The sequence below is a fragment of the Caulobacter sp. DWR2-3-1b2 genome (assembly GCF_049896345.1).
GTDB lineage: Bacteria > Pseudomonadota > Alphaproteobacteria > Caulobacterales > Caulobacteraceae > Caulobacter.
In genome coordinates, this window is sequence record NZ_JAFCUC010000004.1 from 346541 (window position 1) to 367745 (window position 21205).

General features: G+C 66.9%; 19 protein-coding genes. 13 read left to right on the forward strand and 6 right to left on the reverse strand.

Annotation, left to right across the window (positions count from 1 at the left end; translation table 11 throughout):
- Positions 1-243: 243 nt before the first annotated feature.
- The 3 genes from fliI (at position 244) to ACP694_RS13550 (ending at position 3126) form a co-directional block, all read left to right on the forward strand.
- A complete protein-coding gene (gene fliI / locus ACP694_RS13540) occupies positions 244-1581 on the forward strand; it encodes a flagellar protein export ATPase FliI (RefSeq protein WP_426013150.1) in 1338 nt (445 codons plus the stop codon).
- Positions 1581-2000 carry a flagellar export protein FliJ gene (locus ACP694_RS13545; RefSeq protein ID WP_426013152.1) on the forward strand — a complete coding sequence of 140 codons (420 nt, stop codon included), beginning with the start codon at positions 1581-1583 and terminating at the stop codon, positions 1998-2000. The genes fliI and ACP694_RS13545 overlap by 1 nt, the downstream gene beginning before the upstream one ends.
- Before the next feature lie 70 nt (positions 2001-2070).
- Positions 2071-3126 (forward strand): endo-1,4-beta-xylanase, encoded by a 1056-nt coding sequence (locus ACP694_RS13550; protein ID WP_426013154.1) that lies wholly within the window; start codon positions 2071-2073, stop codon positions 3124-3126.
- Between the two features lie 100 nt (positions 3127-3226).
- Here the strand turns inward: ACP694_RS13550 and ACP694_RS13555 are convergent, their stop codons facing one another.
- The gene (locus ACP694_RS13555) at positions 3227-3499 is read right to left on the reverse strand and encodes a GNAT family N-acetyltransferase (RefSeq protein WP_426013156.1); all 273 of its coding nucleotides are present in this window, start codon (positions 3497-3499) and stop codon (positions 3227-3229) included.
- A gap of 119 nt (positions 3500-3618) precedes the next feature.
- Positions 3619-4809 (reverse strand): acetyl-CoA C-acyltransferase, encoded by a 1191-nt coding sequence (locus ACP694_RS13560; RefSeq protein WP_426013157.1) that lies wholly within the window; start codon positions 4807-4809, stop codon positions 3619-3621.
- Positions 4810-5112: 303 nt separating this feature from the next.
- Here ACP694_RS13560 and ACP694_RS13565 point away from each other — a divergent pair, with 303 nt between their 5' ends.
- Positions 5113-5616 (forward strand): winged helix-turn-helix transcriptional regulator, encoded by a 504-nt coding sequence (locus tag ACP694_RS13565; RefSeq protein ID WP_426013159.1) that lies wholly within the window; start codon positions 5113-5115, stop codon positions 5614-5616.
- A 608-nt stretch (positions 5617-6224) separates the two neighbouring features.
- Here the strand turns inward: ACP694_RS13565 and mnmA are convergent.
- The 4 genes from mnmA to ACP694_RS13585 are packed head-to-tail and all read right to left on the reverse strand — an operon-like array spanning position 6225 to position 10706.
- Entirely contained in the window at positions 6225-7448 is a 1224-nt protein-coding gene (gene mnmA / locus ACP694_RS13570; protein ID WP_426013160.1) for a tRNA 2-thiouridine(34) synthase MnmA, read from the reverse strand.
- Between the two features lie 57 nt (positions 7449-7505).
- Positions 7506-8429 carry a flagellin gene (locus ACP694_RS13575; RefSeq protein WP_426013162.1) on the reverse strand — a complete coding sequence of 308 codons (924 nt, stop codon included), beginning with the start codon at positions 8427-8429 and terminating at the stop codon, positions 7506-7508.
- 9 nt (positions 8430-8438) lie between these two features.
- A complete protein-coding gene (flgK, locus tag ACP694_RS13580) occupies positions 8439-10553 on the reverse strand; it encodes a flagellar hook-associated protein FlgK (protein ID WP_426013164.1) in 2115 nt (704 codons plus the stop codon).
- 3 nt (positions 10554-10556) lie between these two features.
- Entirely contained in the window at positions 10557-10706 is a 150-nt protein-coding gene (locus tag ACP694_RS13585) for a hypothetical protein (RefSeq protein ID WP_426013166.1), read from the reverse strand.
- Positions 10707-10956: 250 nt separating this feature from the next.
- Here ACP694_RS13585 and ACP694_RS13590 point away from each other — a divergent pair, with 250 nt between their 5' ends.
- The 9 genes from ACP694_RS13590 to ACP694_RS13630 all read left to right on the forward strand — a co-directional run bounded on the left by ACP694_RS13590 (position 10957) and on the right by ACP694_RS13630 (position 21070).
- Complete coding sequence (locus ACP694_RS13590; RefSeq protein WP_426013168.1) at positions 10957-12651, forward strand: flagellar hook-length control protein FliK; 1695 nt, start codon at positions 10957-10959, stop codon at positions 12649-12651.
- An 11-nt stretch (positions 12652-12662) separates the two neighbouring features.
- Positions 12663-13358: a flagellar hook assembly protein FlgD gene (locus ACP694_RS13595; protein ID WP_426013169.1), complete on the forward strand. Its 696-nt coding sequence runs from the start codon at positions 12663-12665 to the stop codon at positions 13356-13358.
- Positions 13359-13475: 117 nt separating this feature from the next.
- The gene (gene flgE / locus ACP694_RS13600; protein ID WP_426013171.1) at positions 13476-15146 is read left to right on the forward strand and encodes a flagellar hook protein FlgE; all 1671 of its coding nucleotides are present in this window, start codon (positions 13476-13478) and stop codon (positions 15144-15146) included.
- Positions 15147-15315: 169 nt separating this feature from the next.
- A complete protein-coding gene (locus tag ACP694_RS13605; protein WP_426013173.1) occupies positions 15316-15597 on the forward strand; it encodes a DUF1153 domain-containing protein in 282 nt (93 codons plus the stop codon).
- A gap of 345 nt (positions 15598-15942) precedes the next feature.
- Positions 15943-17592, forward strand: a complete 1650-nt coding sequence (gene fliF, locus ACP694_RS13610) for a flagellar basal-body MS-ring/collar protein FliF (RefSeq protein WP_426013175.1) — start codon at positions 15943-15945, stop codon at positions 17590-17592.
- Positions 17592-18611 carry a flagellar motor switch protein FliG gene (gene fliG / locus ACP694_RS13615; protein ID WP_426013177.1) on the forward strand — a complete coding sequence of 340 codons (1020 nt, stop codon included), beginning with the start codon at positions 17592-17594 and terminating at the stop codon, positions 18609-18611. Before fliF ends, fliG begins: the two co-directional genes overlap by 1 nt.
- A 12-nt stretch (positions 18612-18623) precedes the next feature.
- Positions 18624-19271, forward strand: a complete 648-nt coding sequence (locus ACP694_RS13620; RefSeq protein ID WP_426013179.1) for a flagellar assembly protein FliH — start codon at positions 18624-18626, stop codon at positions 19269-19271.
- A gap of 5 nt (positions 19272-19276) precedes the next feature.
- A complete protein-coding gene (gene fliN / locus ACP694_RS13625; RefSeq protein WP_426013181.1) occupies positions 19277-19612 on the forward strand; it encodes a flagellar motor switch protein FliN in 336 nt (111 codons plus the stop codon).
- Positions 19613-19702: 90 nt separating this feature from the next.
- Positions 19703-21070 (forward strand): sigma-54 interaction domain-containing protein, encoded by a 1368-nt coding sequence (locus tag ACP694_RS13630; protein WP_426013183.1) that lies wholly within the window; start codon positions 19703-19705, stop codon positions 21068-21070.
- Positions 21071-21205: the final 135 nt, after the last annotated feature.

Sequence of the window (21205 nt, forward strand, 5' to 3'; positions counted from 1 at the left end):
GTCGGATGAGGGGTCGCACCGCCCTGTCCGAAAGCCTTGGAGCGCACGGCGATCGCCCGTCGCCCCCTCATCCGTTGGCTTCGCCGCCACCTTCTCCCGCAAGGGGAGAAGGAAGGGACGGTCATAACGCCGCAGCTCCAACCCCACGCTCCAGGTCGCAAGACCCAATTAACCATGTCAGCCCTACTTCACGGCCCATTAACGCGCGGGGTCGAAGCTTGACCCGGAGCTCGGGAGTCCTGCTTGCGTAGCCTGATCGCCGCCGTCGAACGTATCGATCCGCTGACCATTTCCGGTCGCGTCGCCGCCGTGAACGGCCTCTTGATCGAGGCGCGCGGCGGGCTGACGCGGCTGGCGATCGGCGCGCGGGTCGAGATCGACCGGCTGAACCTGCCGGTGCTGCCGGCTGAGGTGGTCGGCTTCCGCGAAACCCGCGCCCTGCTGATGCCGTTCGGCCCCGTCGAGGGCGTGGCCCCCGGCGCCGAGATCCGCATCATGCCCGAGGGCGCCGCCGTGCGTCCGACCAAGGCCTGGCTGGGCCGCATCATCAACGCCTTTGGCGAGCCCATAGACGGGCTCGGCCCCTTGCCACAGGGCGAAGTCCCCTACCCGCTGAAGGCCCCGCCTCCGCCCGCCCACGCGCGCGGCCGGGTCGGCGAGCGCATCGATCTGGGCGTGCGGTCGATGAACGTCTTCACCACCACCTGCCGCGGCCAGCGCCTGGGCATCTTCGCCGGCTCGGGGGTCGGCAAGTCGGTGCTGCTATCTATGCTGGCCAAGGAGGCGACCTGTGACGCCGTCGTCGTGGGCCTGATCGGCGAACGGGGCCGCGAGGTCCGCGAGTTCATCGAGGAGACCCTCGGCGAGGAAGGCCTCAAGCGCGCCATCGTCGTGGTCGCCACCTCGGACGAGCCTGCCCTGACCCGCCGCCAGGCCGCCTACATGACCATGGCGATCTGCGAATATCTGCGCGACCAGGACCAGGAAGTGCTTTGCCTGATGGACTCGGTGACCCGCTTCGCCATGGCCCAGCGCGAGATTGGCCTGGCCGCCGGCGAGCCTCCGACCACCAAGGGCTACACCCCCACCGTCTTCACCGAACTGCCCAAGCTGCTCGAGCGGGCCGGCCCCGGCCCGATCCGCCCCGACGGCACGACCGCCGCCCCGATCACCGCGATGTTCACGGTGCTGGTCGATGGCGACGACCACAACGAGCCGATCGCCGACGCCACCCGAGGCATCCTCGACGGCCACATCGTCATGGAACGGGCCATCGCCGAACGCGGGCGTTTTCCCGCCATTAACGTGCTCAAGTCCATAAGTCGGACCATGCCCGGTTGCCAGACCCTGGAAGAGCGCGAGGTCGTCAAGACGGCCCGCCAAACCATGTCGGCCTACGCCAACATGGAAGAGCTGATCCGCATCGGCGCCTATCGGGCCGGGGCCGACCCGGTCATCGACCGCGCCATCCGCCTGAACCCCGCCGTGGAAGCCTTCCTGGGCCAGGACAAGGACGAGGCCACCAGCCTCGACGACAGCTTCGGCTATCTCGCCCATATCCTGCAAAGTGACGCCGCCTGATGACCAAGTGGGCCGACTCCCTGATCCGCATCTCGAACCACGAGGTGGAGACGCTTCAGAAGCGGTTGTCCGAGATCGTCGATCGTCGCCAGACCGCCGAGATGCGGGTCGCGTCGCTCGACGCCGAGGCCGAGGCCGAGGCCCTGGGCGCCCAGGGCGACATCCAGGCCGGGTGGTACATGATCGGCTTTCGCCAGGGGTTCAAGATCCGCCGCGACCAGGCCCTGCTGGAGATCGACCAGACCCTGATCGAGGAAACCGGCGCGCGCGACGCCCTGGCCATGGCCTTCGAGAACCTCAAAAAATACGAACACGTCGCCGAGGCCGCCAAGCTCGCCAAGGCCAAGCTGGTCGGCAAGCTGGAGAGCGCCGCCCTCGACGAGTTGGGCCTGCGCAGGATCGCCGCCGGTGGGCGGTAGCGCTGACAGCCTCTATTCGCCGCGCCCGGAGCCCGGGACAGGCACATGTGCCTGTCCCGGTCCGTCGCGCTTGCACCGCCTAGACCGCCGCGCAGTGCTGACAGGCGCCCTGGCCCTGTCCGCCTGCGGCCCCGGCGCCAAGAGCCAGACCGTCCCCGCGGACCTGCCGCCGCTGAAGACCATGGCGCCCTTCCGGATCGGAACCTGCGTCCAGGCCCTGCATCTGGACGACCCGGCGCTCGCCGGGCTGGTGGCCCGCCAGGTCAGCCAACTGACCCCAGAGTGGGAAATGAAGATGGAGTACATCGTCCAGCCGGACGGCTCTTTCCGCTTCGACGCCCCCGACCGCATCGCCGCTTTCGCCCGCGCCCACGGCATGGGCCTGCTGGGCCACACCCTGGTCTGGTACGCCCAGGCCCCGCCGGCCTTCCAGGCGCTGGACGAGAGCCGCATCAAGTTCGTCGACGCCTATCGCAACTACATCCTGGCCGTCGCCGGTCGTTATCGCGGCCAGGTGGTCGGCTGGGACGTGGTCAACGAGGCCGTCGCCGAGGACGGTAACGGCTGGCGCGACAGCCTGTGGTCCCAGAAGCTGGGAGCCTTCGAACACATCGCCCTGGCCTATCGCACCGCCCGCGAGGCAGACCCGCAGGCCGTGTTGCTGCTCAATGACTACAATCTTGAATACAATCCGCGAAAGCGCGCGACCTTCCTGAAGCTGGCCGAACGGCTGCTGTCCTCCGGCGCGCCGCTGACCGGCCTGGGAACCCAGATGCATGTCGCCGCCGATATCGAGCCCAGCAAGATTCTCGAGATGATGCGCGACTTGGCCAGCCTGGGGCTGCCGATCCACGTCTCCGAACTCGACATCTCGCTGAGCGAGGCCGAGAACAAGCTGCTGTCGCGATCGGATTTGCAACGTCGCCAGGCGGCGGTCTATGGCGAGACCGCGCAGGCCTTCATGGCCCTGCCCGAGCGCCAACGCTTCGCCTTCACCCTATGGGGCCTGCGCGACCGGGACTCGTGGCTGCGCAAGGCCCACCCCACCGACGCCCCCGCGCCGTTCGACGACGCTGGACGGCCCAAACTCGGCGCTGCGGCTCTGGTCGAGGCGTTCCGGGGCTAGAGCATTTCCCGACCTGACTGCGTCAGGCCGTGAGCTCTAATCTTCTGTTTTGACGCATTTTTCTTCCCGCGAACCGGAACCACTTCGCTCGAAAAATGCTCTAGCCGGCGATCATCTCGGGATCGTTCCGGCGCAGCCAGGCGGAGGCATAGCTGCACATTGGCACGATCTTCATGCCCTCGGCCCGGGCAGTCTTGGTCACCTCGCCCATCAGGCGTCCGGCCGCGCCGGTGCCGCGCAGGGCGGGGTCGGCCTCGACATGGGCGATCACCAGGCGAAGGCCGCTGCGCTGGTAGTCGGCGAAGGCGATCAGGCCATCGACCTCCAGTTCGTAGCGGCTCTTGGCGGGGTTATGGCTGAATGCGTCGGTCATCAGGGGTGAACGCGGATCATGGGAAGAGGATGCGGGGTGCGGTTGGGGACACACACTCATCCCACGGCTCGTGGCTCGTTGGCGACGACGCGGGATGAGTGTGTGTCCCCGTCAGCAGCTCAAACCAGCTCTATCGCCATCGCCGTGGCCTCGCCGCCGCCGATGCAAAGCGACGCCAGGCCCTTCTTACCGCCGCGCGCCTGCAAGGCCGCGATCAGGGTGCAGAGGATGCGCGCGCCCGAGGCGCCGATCGGGTGGCCCAGGGCGCAGGCGCCGCCATTGACGTTCAGCTTCTCCGGATCGATGCCCAGTTCCTGCTGGGCGATCATCGCCACCACGGCGAAGGCCTCGTTGACCTCGAACAGATCGACCTCGGCGACGCTCCAGCCGGCCTTGGCCAGGGCCTTCTTCATGGCCGGCACGGGGGCGGTGGTGAACAGGCCCGGCTCGTGGGCGTGGGCGGCGTGCGACACGACGCGGGCGACGATCGGCAGGCCCAGACGCTGGGCGACGCTCTCGCGGGTCATTACCAAGGCGGCGGCGCCGTCGCTGATCGACGAGGAATTGCCCGCCGTGACGCCGCCATCGCGACTGAAGGCCGGGCGCAGGGTCGGGATCTTGGCGGCGTCGGCCTTCAGCGGCTGCTCGTCTTGCGTGACGGTTTCGACGCCCTTGCGAGTGGCAATGGTCACCGGCGTGATCTCGGCGGCGAAGGCGCCCGAGGTCACCGCTTGCCGGGCCTTGGCCAGGCCGGCGATGGCGTAGGCGTCCATGGCGTCGCGGTCGAACTGATAGGCCGCCGCGCTGTCCTCAGCGAACGAGCCCATCAGCTTGCCGGGCGAGTAGGCGTCCTCCAGCCCGTCCAGGTACATGGAATCCCACATCTGGTCGTGGCCGATGCGGGCGCCGGCGCGGTGTTTGGTCAGCAGGTAGGGGGCGTTGGTCATGCTCTCCATGCCGCCGGCCACGATGATCTGGGCGCTGCCGGCCAGCAGGGCGTCGTGGGCCATGATCGCGGCCTGCATGCCGCTGCCGCACATCTTGTTGACCGTCGTGGCCTCGACCGACAGCGGCAGGCCCGCGCCCACAGCCGCCTGGCGGGCTGGCGCCTGGCCAAGGCCTGCGGGAAGGACGCAGCCCATGAAGATCTGCTCGACCAGTTCGCCCGACACGCGCGCCCGCTCGATCGCCGCCTTCACGGCCGTCGCGCCCAGCTCCGTGGCCTTGGCCCCGGCCAGCGCGCCCTGGAAACCGCCCATCGGCGTGCGAGCGAACGAGACGATGACGACGGGATCAGAGACATTGGACATGGATAAACTCCGGCCTTGGAAATTCGTGGCGGAATAAACCCCCTTGGGCGCGGCTGGCGCAAGGGTCTCGCGCAAAAAGCGACCGACGGCGGGAGCGGATGTCCTTGGCCGTCGGCAGAAATCGGCAAAGCCAATTTCTGATTCAAAAAGTTGGAACGCGATAGCCGTCGAAACCGGGTTCCACTTTCGACTATCGCGCTCCGCAGGGGGCAACTGAGACAGTCAATTGCTTTAAGAAACCTACGTCGTTCGTCTGCAAAAGCAACCCTTGCATTCCCCCGCGGAAGGCTTCACCTTCGCGTGATGGGCCGCACCGCTGACTACACCAACGAACGTTGCTCTATCGCAGCCACCCTTGAGGTGGTCGGAGACCCCTGGACTCTATTGATCCTGCGCGACGCCTTCCAGGGCGTGAAGCGCTTCGAGCAATGGCAGGAACGCCTGGGCGTGGCCCGAAACGTGCTGGCCGCGCGACTCAAAAGCCTGGTGAGCAACGGCGTGCTGGAGCCCCGCCGCTATTCCGAGCGCCCGCCGCGCCAGGAATATGTGCTGACCGCCAAGGGCCGCGCCCTGTCGCCGGTGCTGCTGACCATGGCCGAATGGGGCGACCAGCACGTCTATGGCGTCGGCAAGGGACCCGTCCACTTCGTCCACAAGACCTGCGGCCACGACTTCCACCCGCACCTGGCTTGCGAGGCGTGCGGAGCCATGGTCGAAGGCCGCGACCTGACCCGCGTGGTCCACGACCAGCCGGCCATGACGGTCGGCGAGGCGCTGGAAGCCTCGGTCGCCATCGCGGCGGCGTGAGTGACGGCCCGCGGGTATCGAAATCCTCGAACACGTCCATCAACTCGAGGACCAACAGGGCGAGGCCCCCATAATCCAGGCCACTGACCGCCTGGCCGATGCGCACCCCCTGGGCCTTGGGCGAAGTCCCGTGGTGATCGGCGTCGAACACCGACTGCAGGACACGCCAGGCAGCGAAGGCGGCCAGGCCGCAGCCGACGGCGGTAATCAGTACCTATCCCAGGGGCCAGTCCGCCCAAGCGCGCAACACGCCCGTCGCGCCCTCGGCGCTGGGCGCTGGGCGCTGGGCGTCCGATCTGTGGCGGCCAGCAACACGATGGCGCCAATGCCCAGATACACCAGGCCCCGCGCGGCAAAGCCAAGGCGCGAGGCGATCTCGATGAGCTTGGGCAGGGCCAGCCGGCGCCGCTTGATGTCTGCTTTCCTGAACGCGCATGAGGGCGCGGGCGCCGCTAACGGTCAGGTCGAAATGGTGTTCCGGGCACGGAGGCTGGCATGGTGCGAAGCATGGCGTCCTGGCCTCAGATCGCAGCTCTCAAATCCTCTCATCCCGACTTTCGCCAAGATGAGGAGAATGGAGGACGGTTTCGCTGTGAATCGAACCGATTCTATAGCGCGATCTGCGCCCGTTCCGTCGCCACGATGAAGCCGCCGCCCAGCACGCGTTCGGGATCGGCGGGGTCGTAGAGCACGCAGGCCTGGCCGGGGGCGACGCCCTCTTCGAGCCCGTCGAACACCAGGCGCGGCTGGCCATCGACCAAGGCCAGATGGCCCGGGACGGGTTCGCGGGTCGAGCGAACGCGGGCCAGCACCGGCGCGCCAGCCGCAGCGGCGGCTTCCAGGCTGTCCTCAGCGCCCAGCCAGTTCGCCTCCTTCAGCGATAGCGCCTGGGTCAGCAGCGCCTCGCGCGGCCCGACGATCACCTGGCGCTTGTCGGCGTCGATCCTGACCACGAACAGCGGGTCGCCGACCGCGATGTTCAGGCCCCGGCGCTGGCCGATGGTGTAGCGGGTGACGCCCTCGTGGCGGCCCAGCACGCGGCCGTCGATGTGGACCAGGTCGCCGGGGATCGCGCCGTGCGGCCGGATGCGGTCGATCACCGTGGTGTACTTGCCCTCGGGCACGAAACAGATGTCCTGGCTGTCGGGCTTGTCGGCCACGGTCAGGCCCAGGGCGGCGGCCACCTGGCGCACCTGGCTCTTGGGCATGCCGCCCAGCGGGAAGCGCAGGAATTCCAGCTGCTCGGCCGTGGTGGCGAACAGGAAGTAGCTCTGGTCCTTCGAAGGATCGGCCGCACGCCGCAGCTGCGGGCGGTTGCCGCCGCCGGTCATCGTCCGCTGCACATAATGCCCGGTCGCCATGGCCTCGGCGCCCAGATCCCGCGCGACATCCAGCAGGTCGCGGAACTTGACCGTCTGGTTGCAGCGCACGCAGGGGATCGGCGTCTCGCCGCGCAGATAGGCGTCGGCGAACTCCTCGATCACCTGTTCCTTGAAGCGGCTCTCGTAGTCGAGAACATAGTGCGGAATGCCGATCCGCTCGGCGGCCATCCGGGCGTCCAGTATGTCCTGGCCGGCGCAGCAGGCGCCTTTCTTGGTGATCGCCGCGCCATGGTCATAGAGCTGCAGGGTGACACCCACCACGTCATAGCCGGCCCGGGCCAGCAGGGCGGCGGTGACGGTGGAGTCCACGCCCCCCGACATCGCCGCGACGATCCGCGTCCCGACCGGCAGGCCGACGGCCCCGCGCGCCTGCTCGACGGCGCGGTCGAGGATGGCGGGGTCGGTCTTGGCTGTGTCGAAGGTGGCGATGTCGGCGTCCATCGCCGCCATATAGCGGTTTGGGCTGCGTTTTGCGAGGTTGTGTGGGGGGGCGTCCTGCGCCTTTGACTACTTCAGCACGTTCAGCAGCGACGAGTTCTGCAAGGACGCGAACACCTGGGCCGAGGCCTGGACGGCCAGCTTGGCGGACTCCAGGCGGGTGATGGCCTCGGCCATGTCGACGTCGGTGATGCCGCCGACCATGGTCTTCAAGGTGTCGGCCCGATTGGAAAGGTCGGTCTTGGCGGTGTCGAAGCGCGCCTGGTTGAGGCCATTCTTGGCCTGGTCGGTCGTCAGGGTGGTCTTTACGCCGTCGAAGGTGGGCAGCAGGCCGGACAGGAAGGTGGACTGGGCCTGGGTCAGCTTGCCGGTGAACGGGCCGTTGACGTCGACATAGGCCTGGACCTGCTTGAAGGCGTTGAACACGCCGGTGCCCAGCTTGTCGGCCAACACGCCGGTGTCGACCGAGGTGGTGTCGTCGATGCGGTTGCTGGTGATGTATTGGTCGTTCTGAAACAGCGAGGCGGTGCTGGCCGCGGCGGTCAGGTCGGGCATGCTGGTGGCCGTGGTCGCTTGGGTGTCGGACTTGGCGCCCGAGAACAGGTAGCGGCCGTTGGACTTGGCGTTCAGCCCCTGGATCACATCGCCAAACGCGCCGCTCAAGGCCTGCATCATGGTTTCGGCGCTGCCGGCGGCGACGGCGTTGGCGATCGAGTCCCGCGCGCTCTGCATGCCGTCCGAGATCTGGCCGATCGAGGTGTCCTGCATGTCCAGGCGATTGGCGACCTGGGTGGACTGCTCCAGAAAGCCGGCGACCTTGGCTTGGGCCGAGCGCATTGCGGTCAGCACCTCCGCGTTCTTGGCGTAGCCCTTGAGGTCGGTGGCGTTCTTCTGGCTGGAAACCTGCTCGCCGGCGATGTTCTGCAGAACCTGCGCGCGCATCAGGTTGCTGGTCATCACGCCGAAATTGCCGGAGGTGGAGACGCGGGTCATGGCTTAACCTCAAACGATGCCGACAAGGACATCGTACATGTCCTTGGTCGCCTGGATCAGGCGGGCGGAGGCGTTGAACGCCTGCTGAAAGGTGGTGAGATTGACGAGCTCCTCGTCGAGATTGACGCCCTCCTGCGACTGGCGCTGGGCGTTGACCTCGGTCTGGACGGACTCGGCGGCTTCCTTGCGGCTGATCGCGGCGGCCGACTTGCGAGCGATCGAGCCGCTGAAATCGGCAGCGTAGGTCAGGACGCTCTTCTTCGACCCCGCCGCGTCGCCGGCCTGGGCGAAGCTGGCGAGGCTGTCGCCGGCCTTGGCCAGGGCCAGGGCTCCGCGGCCATCGCCGACCGCCAGGGCAGGCGCGCCGGCCGCCACGGTCAGGTTGAGTTTGGCGAACGGCAGCCTGGACGGGTCGGACTTCATCGCCGGATCGACCTTGTACAGGCCGCCCCGCGTGCTGCGCTCGCTCAGGCCCACGCCGAACAGCTGGCTGAGCGAAGGACCCGAGACGCCGCGCTGGGTGGTGTCTTCCACGACCGACAGGCTGACGGGCGAGGCGGTGTTGGAGGTGAAGCTCAGCTCGCCCTTCGCGCCGAGGGCGAAGGCGCCATAGAGGCCAATGCCGTTGTTGCGCGAGTTCAGCGCGTCGATCGTCTCCTGCATCGTGCCCGTCCCCGTGGGGATGGTCACCTGCACGTCGCGGATACGGCTGCCGTCGGTGTCGGTCATCCGAAGCGTGATGGTCTGGCCGGGCGCGAAGCCGCTCTGGTCGCTGGCGACCATGCCTGTCTCGTAGGGCGAGTAGCCGCTGTTGCGGACCACGTCATTGAGGCCAAAGAACTGGCTGAAGCCCTTGCCGGCCTTGGTCGAAGGGGTGGTGGCGTCGTCGGCGATGGCGATGCCGTTGGTCGAGAGCGTGGTGTTGAGGCTCAGCGACCCATTGGCGAAGGAGGCCGTGGCCGTGCCGCCCAGGGCGGTATTCAGTTGAGTGGTGAAGTTGGCGTTGGTGAAGGCCGGCCCGGCCGCGCCGTTGACCGTCATCGTCCCGGCGGTGAAATCCACATCGACGCGCTGGACGATCGCGCCCGCAGCGTTGGTCACGGCGATGGTGGTCTTGCCGGTGAAGTTCTTGAAGGCGGTGGCCGGATCCAGGCCGGTGTTCTTGCCGGTCATGGTGGCCGGGGCGGGGACCGAGCTGGAGGCGTTGGAGGCGCGGTTCAATTCCTCGGCCGCCCGGCTGACGAATTCGCCCAGTTGGTCCGAAAGGTTTGGTAGTTCCTTGTTGCGCAGCTCCAGCAATCCCTGGATCTCGCCGTTGGCGACATACAGCGGCAGGGTCTGTCCACCGCTGTTGGCGGTGGTCACGGTCAGATAGCCGTTGGCCGGGCCCGATTGATTGTAGGTCACGGTCGCCGGGCCGTTGTCGGCCAGGCTGACGCCTTCAGCCGAGCGGACGATGACGCCGCCATTGGCCCGGTCGCTGACCTGCACGTCCATATAGGTTGAGAGCTCGTCGATCAGGCCGCTCTGGATATTCTCCGAGCCGGTGCCGTCGGCGCCGGCCATCTTGGCGCGGGTGATATCGACGTTGAGGGAGTCGATCTGCTTGAGCAGGTCATTGACCCGATCGACGTCGGCGCCCAGGCGGTTGTCGGTGTCGGTGATCTGGCCCGACAGCGACGCGGTGATGCGCTTGCTCTCGCTGAGGAAATTGTCGAGCTGGGTCGTGGCGGTGCTGCGCAGCAGGGTCGAGGACGGCTCGGCGACCGCAGCCGAGAAGGCCGTATAGACGTCGTCGAGCGTCGAGAAGTAGTTGCTGGCGGCGCTGGGGTCGCCAAACAACTTCTGGGCGTTGTCCATGGCGGTAGCGATGGCGTTGGCCTTGCCGGCGCCGGACGCCCCGTTCAGGCTGGCGGCGGCCATGAACTTGTCGGTGGCGCGCTTGATGGCGTCAACATTGACGCCCACGCCCATGCCGTTCGATACCAGGTTCGACTGGGCGATCGTCTTGCGGACATAGCCCGGCGTATTGATGTTGGCGACGTTGTCGGACGTGACGCGCAGGCCCGTCTGGGCCGCCATCATGCCCGAGGTCGCGATATTAAGGATGGTGTTCAACGACATCGGCTATTCTCCAGCCCACTCGGCAAACCACGAACGGCATGACGCGGCCTTGCCCGGCGAAAACTGCCGGGCGTGGCGGGGGGCGACCCCTTCGATCATGTGCAAGCCATTGAATTTCATGGCGTTCCGTTCCTGACGCAGCGTGAGCGACACGACCCTATCCGCAAGGAGGGCGCCAACTGCGGGGGCGGCAGGGCGACGCGGCAAGCCACGCCCCTTTCAGCGTGTTTGGCCCGGCAAAAAGCGCCGTGGTCGGTCTATCTGAAGTGGTAAACGATTCATTAAAGCGAGTAAAACCAACAGGTTGCATGATTTTGGCGAGTTGGCCCGACCGTTGCTGTTGGAGAAACGGATCAAGGCGTCCCTTTCGGAACCGCCATTCACCGTGGACTTCATCCGCCGCATGAACGCGATCGCTGCTCCCACTCCCGTTGCCTCGATCCCGGCGCCCGTCGTCGGGACGCAGGACAAGGATACGGCCGAAGGCTTCGGCGCGCTGCTGGCCCAAGCCGGAAGCGCGACAGCCGCCAATGACAAGGCCGCTCCGCGAGACACCAAGCTGCAGGACAGCAAGGCCGCCGCCGACCGGGCCGCTGATCGCGCCGCCGACGCCAAGTTGGCCGAAAAGGTCGCCAACAAGGCTTCCGACCGCGCCAACGACGCCAAGGCGTCAAGCAAGACGCCCGACACCAGGACGGCCGACACCAAGACGGCCGACAAGACCTCGGGCAAGCTCGACACGCTCAAGACGTCTTCCAAGGACAACGCCGACGGCAAGCTTGCCGACAGCCAGGACCAGACCGCCGACACGACGGACGCCGACGGGGTCAAGGACGCCCGGGTCGCCGACGCCACCGCCGGGCAAGCCGCCGCCGCCGCCCAGGCCGCCGCGGCCCTGATCGCCGCCATGCAGGTCGCCCAGGTCCCGGCGCTTAACCCGCTCGCCGCCGCCGCCCAGGCCGCCACCGCCGCCGACGCCCTCACCTTGGCCACGGACGCCGCGCCGACGACCCCGGTCGCGGTCTCCGCCGCCCTGGCCACGCCGGCCGAGACCGCGCCGGCTGCGGACCTGCCGGAAACGCCGGCCGCCTCGGCGATCGACCTGGCCGCCGCTGCTGTCGCCCAGGCGACGACCCCCGGCCCGGCGGCGAAGACCGCCAGCGCCGCCGCGACGGCCGCGCCCCCGGCCTCCACACCGGTCAGCGACACCGTCGAGGCCGCCCTCGCCGCCCTCGCCCCGCCCACCGGCACCATCCCGCCGCCGCCCGCCGCCGCGCAGGCCGCGCAGGCTGCGGCGCGCCAGGTCATCGCTCCAGAGATCGCCTCGATCAGCGGCAAGATCGTCAAGGCGGTCGAAGAGAAGGCGCCCGCCGCCGCCGCGACCAACACCGTCGCCGGCGCCTTGCAGGACGCGGTCGAGGCGACCTTGGCCGAAGCGGTCCAATCGGCCCACGCCGCCACAACCGGTCAAGGCGACGCCGACACTGGCAAGGACAAGAGCGGCGCCCAGGGCGCGGCCCTGGCCGAGGCCGCGCCGGCCGCGGCGCCCGACGCTTCGGCCCCGACCTTCGTCGCGCCAGGCACCACCGCAGCGCCGGCGCCCGCCCCGATCGCCGCGACGCTGGCCAAGGCCGCCGTGACGCCGGAGACGGTCAGTCACCTGACGACCGAGATCACCGGCAAGGCCCAGCTGGGCAAGACCAGCCGCTTCGACGTCGTGCTGCAGCCGGAAGGCCTGGGTCGCGTCGATGTGCGCATCGAGATCGCCAAGGACGGCAAGCTGACCGCCGCCCTGAACTTCGACAACCCGCAAGCCGCCGCCGACATGCGCGGCAAGTCGGGAGAGTTGCGCCAGGCCCTGGCCCAAGCCGGCTTCATCGTCGCCGACACCGCCCTGAGCTTCGACACGTCGAGCCAGCACGGCGGCCAGAACCAGAACGCCTTCTTCAACTTCCAGGGCGGCGAGAACGGCCGTCAGGCCTTCAACGGCCGCGCCTTCCAATCGGCGCTTGGCGAAGACCTGCCCACCATATCTCCGTCCGCCCTGTTGCCCGGCCTGCGCGTCGCCGAGCGCAGCGGCGTCGACGTGAAAATCTAGGAGAGACCGCCATGGCCGTCGCCGCTACCAACACCACCAGCAACACCGCCACCGACAAGATCAACACGTCGCGGACGTCGCTCGCCAGCAACCAGCAAACCTTCCTGAAGCTGTTGACCACCCAGCTGAAGAACCAGGATCCGCTGGCGCCGACCGACACGGCCCAGATGACCAGCCAGATCACCCAGATGACCGGCGTCGAACAGCAGTTGGTGACCAACGAGTTGTTGACCGCCCTGGTTGGCATGAATTCCGGGGGTGGCATCAGCGAAGGCGTCAACCTGATGGGCAAGCAGGTCACCGCCGAGACCGCCAAGTCGGTGCTCAAGGGCGGCGAGGCCAGCTGGAGCTACACCCAGAGCCGCGGCGGCACCGGCGTAAAGATCGAGGTCCTCGACAAGTTCGACAAGGTCATCGCCACCGTGCTGCCGGACGACATGGCCAGCGGCGACCACACCTTCAAGTGGGACGGCAAGAGCGCCGATGGCGTCAAGCAGCCGGACGGCGGCGCCTACACCATCAAGGTCACGGCCACCGACGCAGCCGGCTCGGCCATCCCGACAACGGCCAAAGGCCGTATCGAAGGCGTCGTCACCAAGGTCACCAACGAAAGCGGAACCAACATGGTCTGGATCGGCGACACCAAGGTGCCGCTGGACTCCGTGATCGGGGTCACCAACGCCCCGGTCGCCACCGCCACGACCTGACACGTCGCCACCCATGAATGGGCGTCAGAATGACGCCGTCGCGGCCTCCCCGGAGCGCCCAAACGCAAACCGCGCTGAACCCCTCGACCCATTGACCCTCATCGCAGGAATACAGTCATGAGCATCAACAGCGCCATGCTCTCGGGCGTTTCGGGCCTGATCTCCAACTCGTCGGCCCTGGCCGCGATCTCGGACAACATCGCCAACGTCAACACGGTTGGCTACAAGCGCAGTTCGGCGAACTTCTCGACGTTGGTCACCGCGCAGAGCAAGAGCGCCACCTACAGCGCCGGCGGGGTGAAGGCCCAGACGCACCAGTTTGTCAGCCAGCAAGGCCTGACCCAGTCGACGAGCTCGAACCTGGACCTGTCGATCGCCGGCTCGGGCTTCTTCGTTGGCACCGAAAAGCCGGAAGGCCTGACCGCCACCGATACGCGCTCGTTCACCCGCGCCGGCTCGTTTCAGCTGGACAATCTGGGCTATCTGAAGAACGACGCCGGCCTCTATCTGCAAGGCTGGCTGGCCGATCCGGTGACCGGCACGATCACCCCCGATCCGTCGGACCTGACGCAACTGTCGTCGATCAATGTGGGCACGGTCGGCGGCACCGCCGAGAAAACCACCCGTATTGGCGTCAACGCCAACCTGCGCTCCGAGCAGCCAGTGTCCGCCGCAGCCAATGCGGCCGCCACCAAGACCGCTGTGGTCGATAGCGGCGGCGGCACAGCCAACTACTCGATCTATTACAGCCCCACGGGCGCGGGTAACCAGTACAGCGTCGAAATCCGCAAGGCCGGCGTCGCGGTTTCGACCGGCACGGCGACCTTCGATCCCGTCACCGGCAACCTGTTGTCGACCACCCTGCCGGGCACGCCCCCCAACATCACTGTCGCGCCCGGCGTCACCGTCACCCAGACCCAGATGGGCCTGAACACCAAGGCCGACGCCATCGCCAGCGGCGCCTATGACCCGACCACCCGCTCGATGTCGGACTACGCCCTGGACAACACCACGGGCGTCAAGCCGGACTTCGAGATTCAGATTCCGGTCTCCGACTCCAAGGGCGGCCAGCGCACCATCACCCTGTCGCTGCTGAAGGGTCCGGGCCCCAATGAATGGTTCGCCGAACTGCGCGCCAAGCCGGGCGACCTGGACAACAACGCCAATGGCCAGATCGCGTCGGGCAAGGTGACCTTCACCACCGACGGCAAGCTCGCCTCGGTCGGCAACCTGTTCGGCGGCATCACCCCGACGGCGATCACGATCGGCGCGTCCGACCCGACAGTGACCACCTCGACGCCGCGCTGGGCCGACGGCCTGGGCATCGACGCCCAGAACCTGCAGGTCGACCTGGCCAACGCCGCCGGTGGCCTGACCCAGTACAACAGCCAGTCGGTCGTCCAGTCGGTGAATACCAACGGCACCGCGTTCGGCAATCTGACCAATATCGAAGTCGACGACAAAGGCTATGTCTCGGCGATTTTCGACAACGGCGTGACCCGCCGGATCGCACAGGTGGCGATCGCGACCTTCTCGAACCCCAACGGATTGAAGGGGGTGAACGGAAATGCGTATCGCGTCACGAACGAAAGCGGCACCTACAGCCTGAAGACTCCGGGCGGTGGCGGCGCGGGCTCGATTGCTCCGTCCACCCTCGAAGCCTCGACCGTCGACCTGTCGACAGAGTTCACCGGCTTGATCACGACACAAAGAGCCTACTCGGCGTCGTCGAAGATCATCACTACAGCCGATCAGATGCTGGAAGAACTTCTCAGCATTAAGCGGTAATTACAGGTCTTAACCGACTTTAATTAGCCTGTGTCGAATTGAGACATCACTGGAGCAGGGAGAAAGTCATATGTTTCAGCCTTTCTTTACTATTGGAATTAAGCCGATGTTATTTCCCGGCGCCTATATTCCTCTCCAACAGTGATGGTTGTGGGAAAGGCGTAAAGCCATGTTGCAGCAGCAGCGCACGAACAGCCGGGGTGAGAAGTACGTGATCGGTCCGACCGGCGCGCCACTAACTCTCTCCGACTTGCCGCCTCCGGAAACCCAACGTTGGGTGATCCGGCGCAAGGCCGAGGTGGTCGCCGCAGTCCGCGGTGGTCTGCTCTCGCTCGACGAGGCGTGCGATCGGTACAAGTTGACTAATGAGGAGTTCCTCAATTGGCAGCAATCGATCGAACGGCACGGTCTGGCGGGTCTTCGGACGACCCGGCTTCAGCAGTACCGCTAGAGCATTTTTCGAGCGAAGTGGTTCCGGTTCGCGTGAAGAAAAATGCGTCGAAACAGAAGATTAGAGCTCACGGCCTGACGCAGTCAGGTCGGGAAATGCTCTAGCCGCGGGACTGGACGGCCATGGCGTGCAAGGGCTTCGGCTCTTGTCAGCCTTCCATGAGATAGATCAACGGCCGCGTCCCCTGGGGCGCGGCCGCGACCTTTTGGCGCCTGTGGCGGCGCTTGCCAGGGCCCTTTGTAAACGACCCGTTTACCTTGCACTGGGTAAATCCTGCCTAGCGACGGCGTGCTTCGGTGCGCAGCTGGCGTCCTATCGGGACGCTCTTTCGGGGCAGGGCGTAGGTTGGATAGATTCCTGAGCGCGATTCAGAGATTTGGCGTCGGCCGTCTGGCCGCCCTGATCGGCGTCGCCGCTGGCGCGATCGCCGTGATCGCGGCCGTAATGCTGATGATGAGCAAGCAGCCTAATGAGCTGCTGCTGTCCAATGTCGATCCCAAGGAATCAGCCGCCGCCACCCAGGCGCTCGACACCGCCGGCATCAAGTACGAGACCAAGAGCGACGGCTCGACGATCTATGTCGCCCGCGACAAGGTCAACGCCGCCCGCCAGCTGATCTTTACCAAGGGGCTCGTGACCTCCGGGTCGGTCGGTTACGAAATCTTCGACACCGGCAGCGCCCTGGGCCAGACCGACTTCGTCCAGCAGCTGAACCGCCAGCGCGCCCTGCAGGGCGAGCTCGAACGCACGATCCAGGGCTGGGACGGCGTGCGCGCCGCCCGCGTCCACCTGGTCATGCCCAAGCGCCAGCTCTTCGAGGAAGACGCCGCTCAACCGACCGCCGCCGTCAGCATCAGCATGGGCCGCGAGCCCTCGGCCGACATGGTCCGCGCCATCCAGAACCTGGTGGCCGGTTCGGTTTCGGGCATGAAGCCCGAAGCCGTCGGCGTGATGGACCAGCACGGCAAGACCCTGTCTGCCGGCAATAACGACAGCCTGGCTGGCAAGGCCGCCCAGGACGCCAAGAGCGAGGCCGAGGCCCGCATCGCAAAGACGGTGCAGGACATGCTCGACGGCGTGCTCGGTCCGGGCAAGGCGCGCGTCAAGGTCACCGCCGATCTGGACCTGAGCCGGGTCACCATGCAGGAGCGCAAGTTCGACCCGGACGGCCAGGTCATCCGCTCGGAAAGCACCAACGAGAACAGCGCCAGCGAGAACAAGAACGACGACAACGGCGGCGTCACCTCGACCCAGAACATCCCCGGCCAGACCCCGAACGGCTTCCAGCCGCTGGGCTCCAAGTCGGCCGGCAACGAGAGCGTCACCAACTACGAGATCGGCGAAACCACCAAGACCACCGTCCAGGAGCCGGGTCAGGTGACCAAGCAGGCTGTGTCGGTGGCCATTGACGGAATGACCGCCCCCGCGGGCAAGAACGGCAAATTGGGCGCCTATACCCCGCGCAGCGCCGAGGAAATGGCGAAGCTGGACCAGATGGTGAAGACCGCGGTCGGTTACGACGCCGCGCGCGGCGACCAGGTCTCCCTGGTCAACGTCGCCTTCCCGCAACCCGAGGACCAGGGTCTGGGCAAGGCCGGCCTGATGGCGGGCTTTGACAAGAACGACATCATGCGGATCGCCGAACTCGGCGTGCTAGCGGTCGTGGCGCTGCTGATCCTGCTCTTCGCGGTCCGGCCGTTCCTCAAGAGCCTGATGGGTCCTCCGCCAACCCCGCTGGGCATGGCCCTGAACGGGCCGCAGGTGACCCGCATGGTCACCCTCTCTGACGGTTCGACCCAGGAAGTGGTCATCGACCAGTCGGGCGAGGCGATCGCCATCGCCGGTCCGGCCAGCGACATGGACAACCGGATCGACATCGCCAAGATCGAGGGCCAGGTGAAGGCCTCGTCGATCAAGCGGGTGTCGGAGTTCGTCGAAAAACATCCTGACGAGTCCGTCGCGATCCTGCGCACCTGGCTGCACGAGTCCGAATAATGGCCAAGGGCGCGATCACCGACGTCAAGAAGCTGTCCGGGCCCGAGAAGGCCGCGATCGTGCTGCTCGCCCTGGGTGAGGACCACACCGCGATCTGGGAAGCCCTGGACGACGAGGAAATCAAGGAAGTCTCACAGGCCATGGCCGGCCTGGGCTCGATCTCGGCGTCGGTCGTCGAGGAGCTGCTGGTTGAATTCGTCTCGGGCATGAGCTCGACCGGCGCGATCATGGGCTCCTACGAACAAACCCAGCGCCTGCTGTCGGCCTTCATGCCGCCGGAGAAGGTCGACCAGCTGATGGAGGAGATCCGCGGTCCGGCGGGTCGCACCATGTGGGACAAGCTGGGCAATGTGAACGAGGCGGTGCTCGCCAACTATCTGAAGAACGAATATCCGCAGACCGTCGCCGTGGTTCTGTCGAAGGTGAAGTCCGACCACGCCGCGCGCGTTCTGGCGTCCCTGCCTGAGGACTTCGCCCTGGAATGCGTCACCCGCATGCTGCGGATGGAGCCGGTGCAGCGCGAGATCCTCGACAAGATCGAGCAGACCCTGCGCACCGAATTCATGTCGAACCTGGCGCGCACCTCCAAGCGCGACAGCCACGAGATGATGGCCGAGATCTTCAACAACTTCGACCGCCAGACCGAGGCGCGGTTCATCGCGGCCCTGGAAGAGCGCAACCGCGAGGCCGCCGAGCGCATCCGCGCCCTGATGTTCGTGTTCGAGGACCTTTCGAAGCTCGACCCGGGCGGCGTCCAGACCCTGTTGCGCGCCACGGGCAAGGAACAACTGGCCCTGGCCCTGAAGGGCGCCTCGGACAAGCTGCGCGAGATGTTCTTCTCCAACATGTCGGAACGCGCCTCGAAGATCATGCGCGAGGACATGGAGAGCATGGGCCCCGTGCGTCTGAAGGACGTCGACCAGGCCCAGGTCGCCATGGTGCAGGTCGCCAAGGACCTGGCCGCCAAGGGCGAGATCATGCTGGCCGGGGCCGGCGCCGAAGACGAACTGATCTACTAGGGAGATGGCTGAATGACCGACATCCCCCACAAGCGCTTCACCTTCGACACCGTGTTCGACGATCGCGGCGGCATGAGCGCGCCGGTTCGCGTGCAGAAGAACTTCACGCTGGAAGAGCTGGAAGCCGCCAAGGCCCAGGCCTTCGCCGAGGGCGAGCAGTCGGCCGTGGCCCGCGCTGAGCGCGAGGCCGCCGCCGCCCTGGCCCAGGTTGGTCAGGTCGTGCACGAGGCCTTCTCCACCCTGACCGCCGTGGCCCACGAGCACCGCGAAGGCTCGGCGATGCTGGCCCTGGCCTGCGGCCGGGCCATCGCCGACGCAGCCCTGGACCAGTTCCCGCAGGCCCCAACCCAGGCGGCCCTGGTCGCCTTGGCCCGCGAGGTCGAGGCCAGTCCGAAACTGACTGTCCGCGTCGCCCCGAATCTGGTCGAGCGCACTCAGGCGGCCTTGGAGACCACGGCCCACGCCATTGGCTATCCCGGTCAGATCCTGGCGAGGGCCGACGCCCACTTCCCGCCCGCCGCCTTCCTCCTCGACTGGGGTGACGGGCGCGCGGCGTTCAACCCCGCAGACGCGGCCGCCCGCGTCACAAAGGCCCTCGAAGCCGCCATCGCGGCCGAGGGTCTCCACGCCGAACCCCTGCTTCCCGCTAGCGAAAGCTGACCCCGATGTCCGAAGACAATCTCACCCTCGACGAATTCGGCGGCAGCATGCTGGCCTCCGAAATGCCGGTCGAGATGTCCGACAAGATCGCGGCGGACCTGGCGCCGGTGTTCGACGTCCCCGTCAACATCTCCGCAGTGCTGGGCCGGGCCCACATGTCGGTGGCGCAGCTGCTGCAGCTGACGGCCGGTAGCATCCTGGAGCTCGATCGCAAGGTCGGCGAGGCGATCGACATCTATGTGAACAACCGCCTGGTGGCGCGCGGCGAGGTCGTCGTCGTCGACGAGCGCCTGGGCGTGACCATGACGGAAATCATCAAGGACGGCGACGCCGCCGGCTAAGGCCAAGCGACGTCGACTACCGCTTAAACAGTTGCACTGCCCCTTCTTCAGCGGGGTTAGGGGCGGCAAAGCCCCAACGGAGAGAAAACGATGCGCCTCCTGGTCGTCGGAAAACTGAACGGACAGCTCTCGGTCGCCGTGAAGATGGCGATGAACACCGGGGCCAAGGTCTCGCATGTCGAGACCACGGAAGCGGCTACGCATGCGCTGCGCGCCGGGCAGGGAGCCGATCTGCTGATGGTCGACTACACGCTCGACATCGCCGGCATGATCGCCGCCAACGAGTCCGAGCGGATCCGGGTGCCGGTCGTGGCCTGCGGGGTCGACGCCGATCCGGTCAAGGCCGCCGCCGCGATCAAGGCCGGGGCGAAAGAGTTCATCCCGTTGCCGCCGGACGCCGAGCTGATCGCCGCCGTGCTAGCCGCCGTCACCGACGACAACCGTCCGATGATCGTCCGCGATCCGGCCATGGGCGACGTCATCCGCCTGGCCGACCAGGTGGCGGCGTCAGAAGCCTCGATCCTGATCACCGGCGAAAGCGGCTCGGGCAAGGAGGTCATGGCCCGCTATGTCCACGCCAAGTCGCGTCGGGCCAAGGCGCCGTTCATCAGCGTCAACTGCGCCGCCATCCCCGAAAACCTGCTGGAGAGCGAACTGTTCGGCCATGAGAAGGGGGCCTTCACCGGCGCCCTGGCCCGGCGGATCGGCAAGTTCGAGGAAGCCAATGGCGGCACGCTGCTGCTCGATGAAATCAGCGAGATGGACACCCGCCTGCAGGCCAAGCTGCTGCGCGCCATTCAGGAGCGCGAGATCGACCGGGTCGGCGGCTCCAAGCCGGTGAAGGTCGATATCCGCATCCTGGCCACCTCCAACCGCGACCTGACGGCTGCGGTGAAGGACGGCTCGTTCCGCGAGGACCTGCTCTATCGCCTCAACGTCGTGAACCTGCGCCTGCCGCCGCTGCGCGAGCGTCCGGGCGACGTCATCACCCTGTGCGAGCACTTCGTGAAGAAGTATTCGGCCGCCAATGGCGTCGCCGAAAAGCCGATCTCGGCCGAGGCCAAGCGTCGGCTGATCGCCCACCGCTGGCCGGGCAATGTGCGGGAACTGGAAAACGCCATGCACCGCGCGGTGCTGCTGTCGCCGGGCTCGGAGATCGAGGAATTCGCCATCCGCCTGCCCGATGGCCAGCCCCTGGCCCCGGCCCCCGACACCTTGGTCGCCCGCGGCGCCCAGATGGCGGCCGACGCCATCTCGCGCACCTTCGTCGGCTCGACGGTGGCCGAGGTCGAGCAGACCCTGATCATCGACACCCTGGAGCACTGCATGGGCAATCGCACGCACGCGGCCAACATACTGGGCATCTCGATCCGCACTTTGCGCAACAAGCTGAAGGAATATTCCGAAGCCGGCGTCGCCGTACCCGCGCCCCAGGGCGGCGTGACCAACGCCGCCTAGCCGTCGAGTTCGCCGGCCCTGTCGGAGGGCCGCGACCATCGGTCCGGCGCCCGACATGGCTAACTTTCACTAAGGACGTGGCGGCCCCCCGCAAATCGCTTCATCGCGATCGGGGCCTCCACCGGACCCAGGATC

What these genes read in the sequence shown, in the direction of transcription:
- ACP694_RS13545 (WP_426013152.1), top strand. Translation starts at nt 1,581, where the DNA reads ATGACCAAGTGGGCCGACTCCCTGATCCGCATCTCGAACCACGAGGTG.
- ACP694_RS13555 (WP_426013156.1), bottom strand. Translation starts at nt 3,499, where the DNA reads ATGACCGACGCATTCAGCCATAACCCCGCCAAGAGCCGCTACGAACTG.
- ACP694_RS13560 (WP_426013157.1), bottom strand. Translation starts at nt 4,809, where the DNA reads ATGTCCAATGTCTCTGATCCCGTCGTCATCGTCTCGTTCGCTCGCACG.
- ACP694_RS13565 (WP_426013159.1), top strand. Translation starts at nt 5,113, where the DNA reads ATGGGCCGCACCGCTGACTACACCAACGAACGTTGCTCTATCGCAGCC.
- mnmA (WP_426013160.1), bottom strand. Translation starts at nt 7,448, where the DNA reads ATGGCGGCGATGGACGCCGACATCGCCACCTTCGACACAGCCAAGACC.
- ACP694_RS13575 (WP_426013162.1), bottom strand. Translation starts at nt 8,429, where the DNA reads ATGACCCGCGTCTCCACCTCCGGCAATTTCGGCGTGATGACCAGCAAC.
- flgK (WP_426013164.1), bottom strand. Translation starts at nt 10,553, where the DNA reads ATGTCGTTGAACACCATCCTTAATATCGCGACCTCGGGCATGATGGCG.
- ACP694_RS13590 (WP_426013168.1), top strand. Translation starts at nt 10,957, where the DNA reads ATGAACGCGATCGCTGCTCCCACTCCCGTTGCCTCGATCCCGGCGCCC.
- ACP694_RS13595 (WP_426013169.1), top strand. Translation starts at nt 12,663, where the DNA reads ATGGCCGTCGCCGCTACCAACACCACCAGCAACACCGCCACCGACAAG.
- flgE (WP_426013171.1), top strand. Translation starts at nt 13,476, where the DNA reads ATGAGCATCAACAGCGCCATGCTCTCGGGCGTTTCGGGCCTGATCTCC.
- ACP694_RS13605 (WP_426013173.1), top strand. Translation starts at nt 15,316, where the DNA reads ATGTTGCAGCAGCAGCGCACGAACAGCCGGGGTGAGAAGTACGTGATC.
- fliG (WP_426013177.1), top strand. Translation starts at nt 17,592, where the DNA reads ATGGCCAAGGGCGCGATCACCGACGTCAAGAAGCTGTCCGGGCCCGAG.
- ACP694_RS13620 (WP_426013179.1), top strand. Translation starts at nt 18,624, where the DNA reads ATGACCGACATCCCCCACAAGCGCTTCACCTTCGACACCGTGTTCGAC.
- fliN (WP_426013181.1), top strand. Translation starts at nt 19,277, where the DNA reads ATGTCCGAAGACAATCTCACCCTCGACGAATTCGGCGGCAGCATGCTG.
- ACP694_RS13630 (WP_426013183.1), top strand. Translation starts at nt 19,703, where the DNA reads ATGCGCCTCCTGGTCGTCGGAAAACTGAACGGACAGCTCTCGGTCGCC.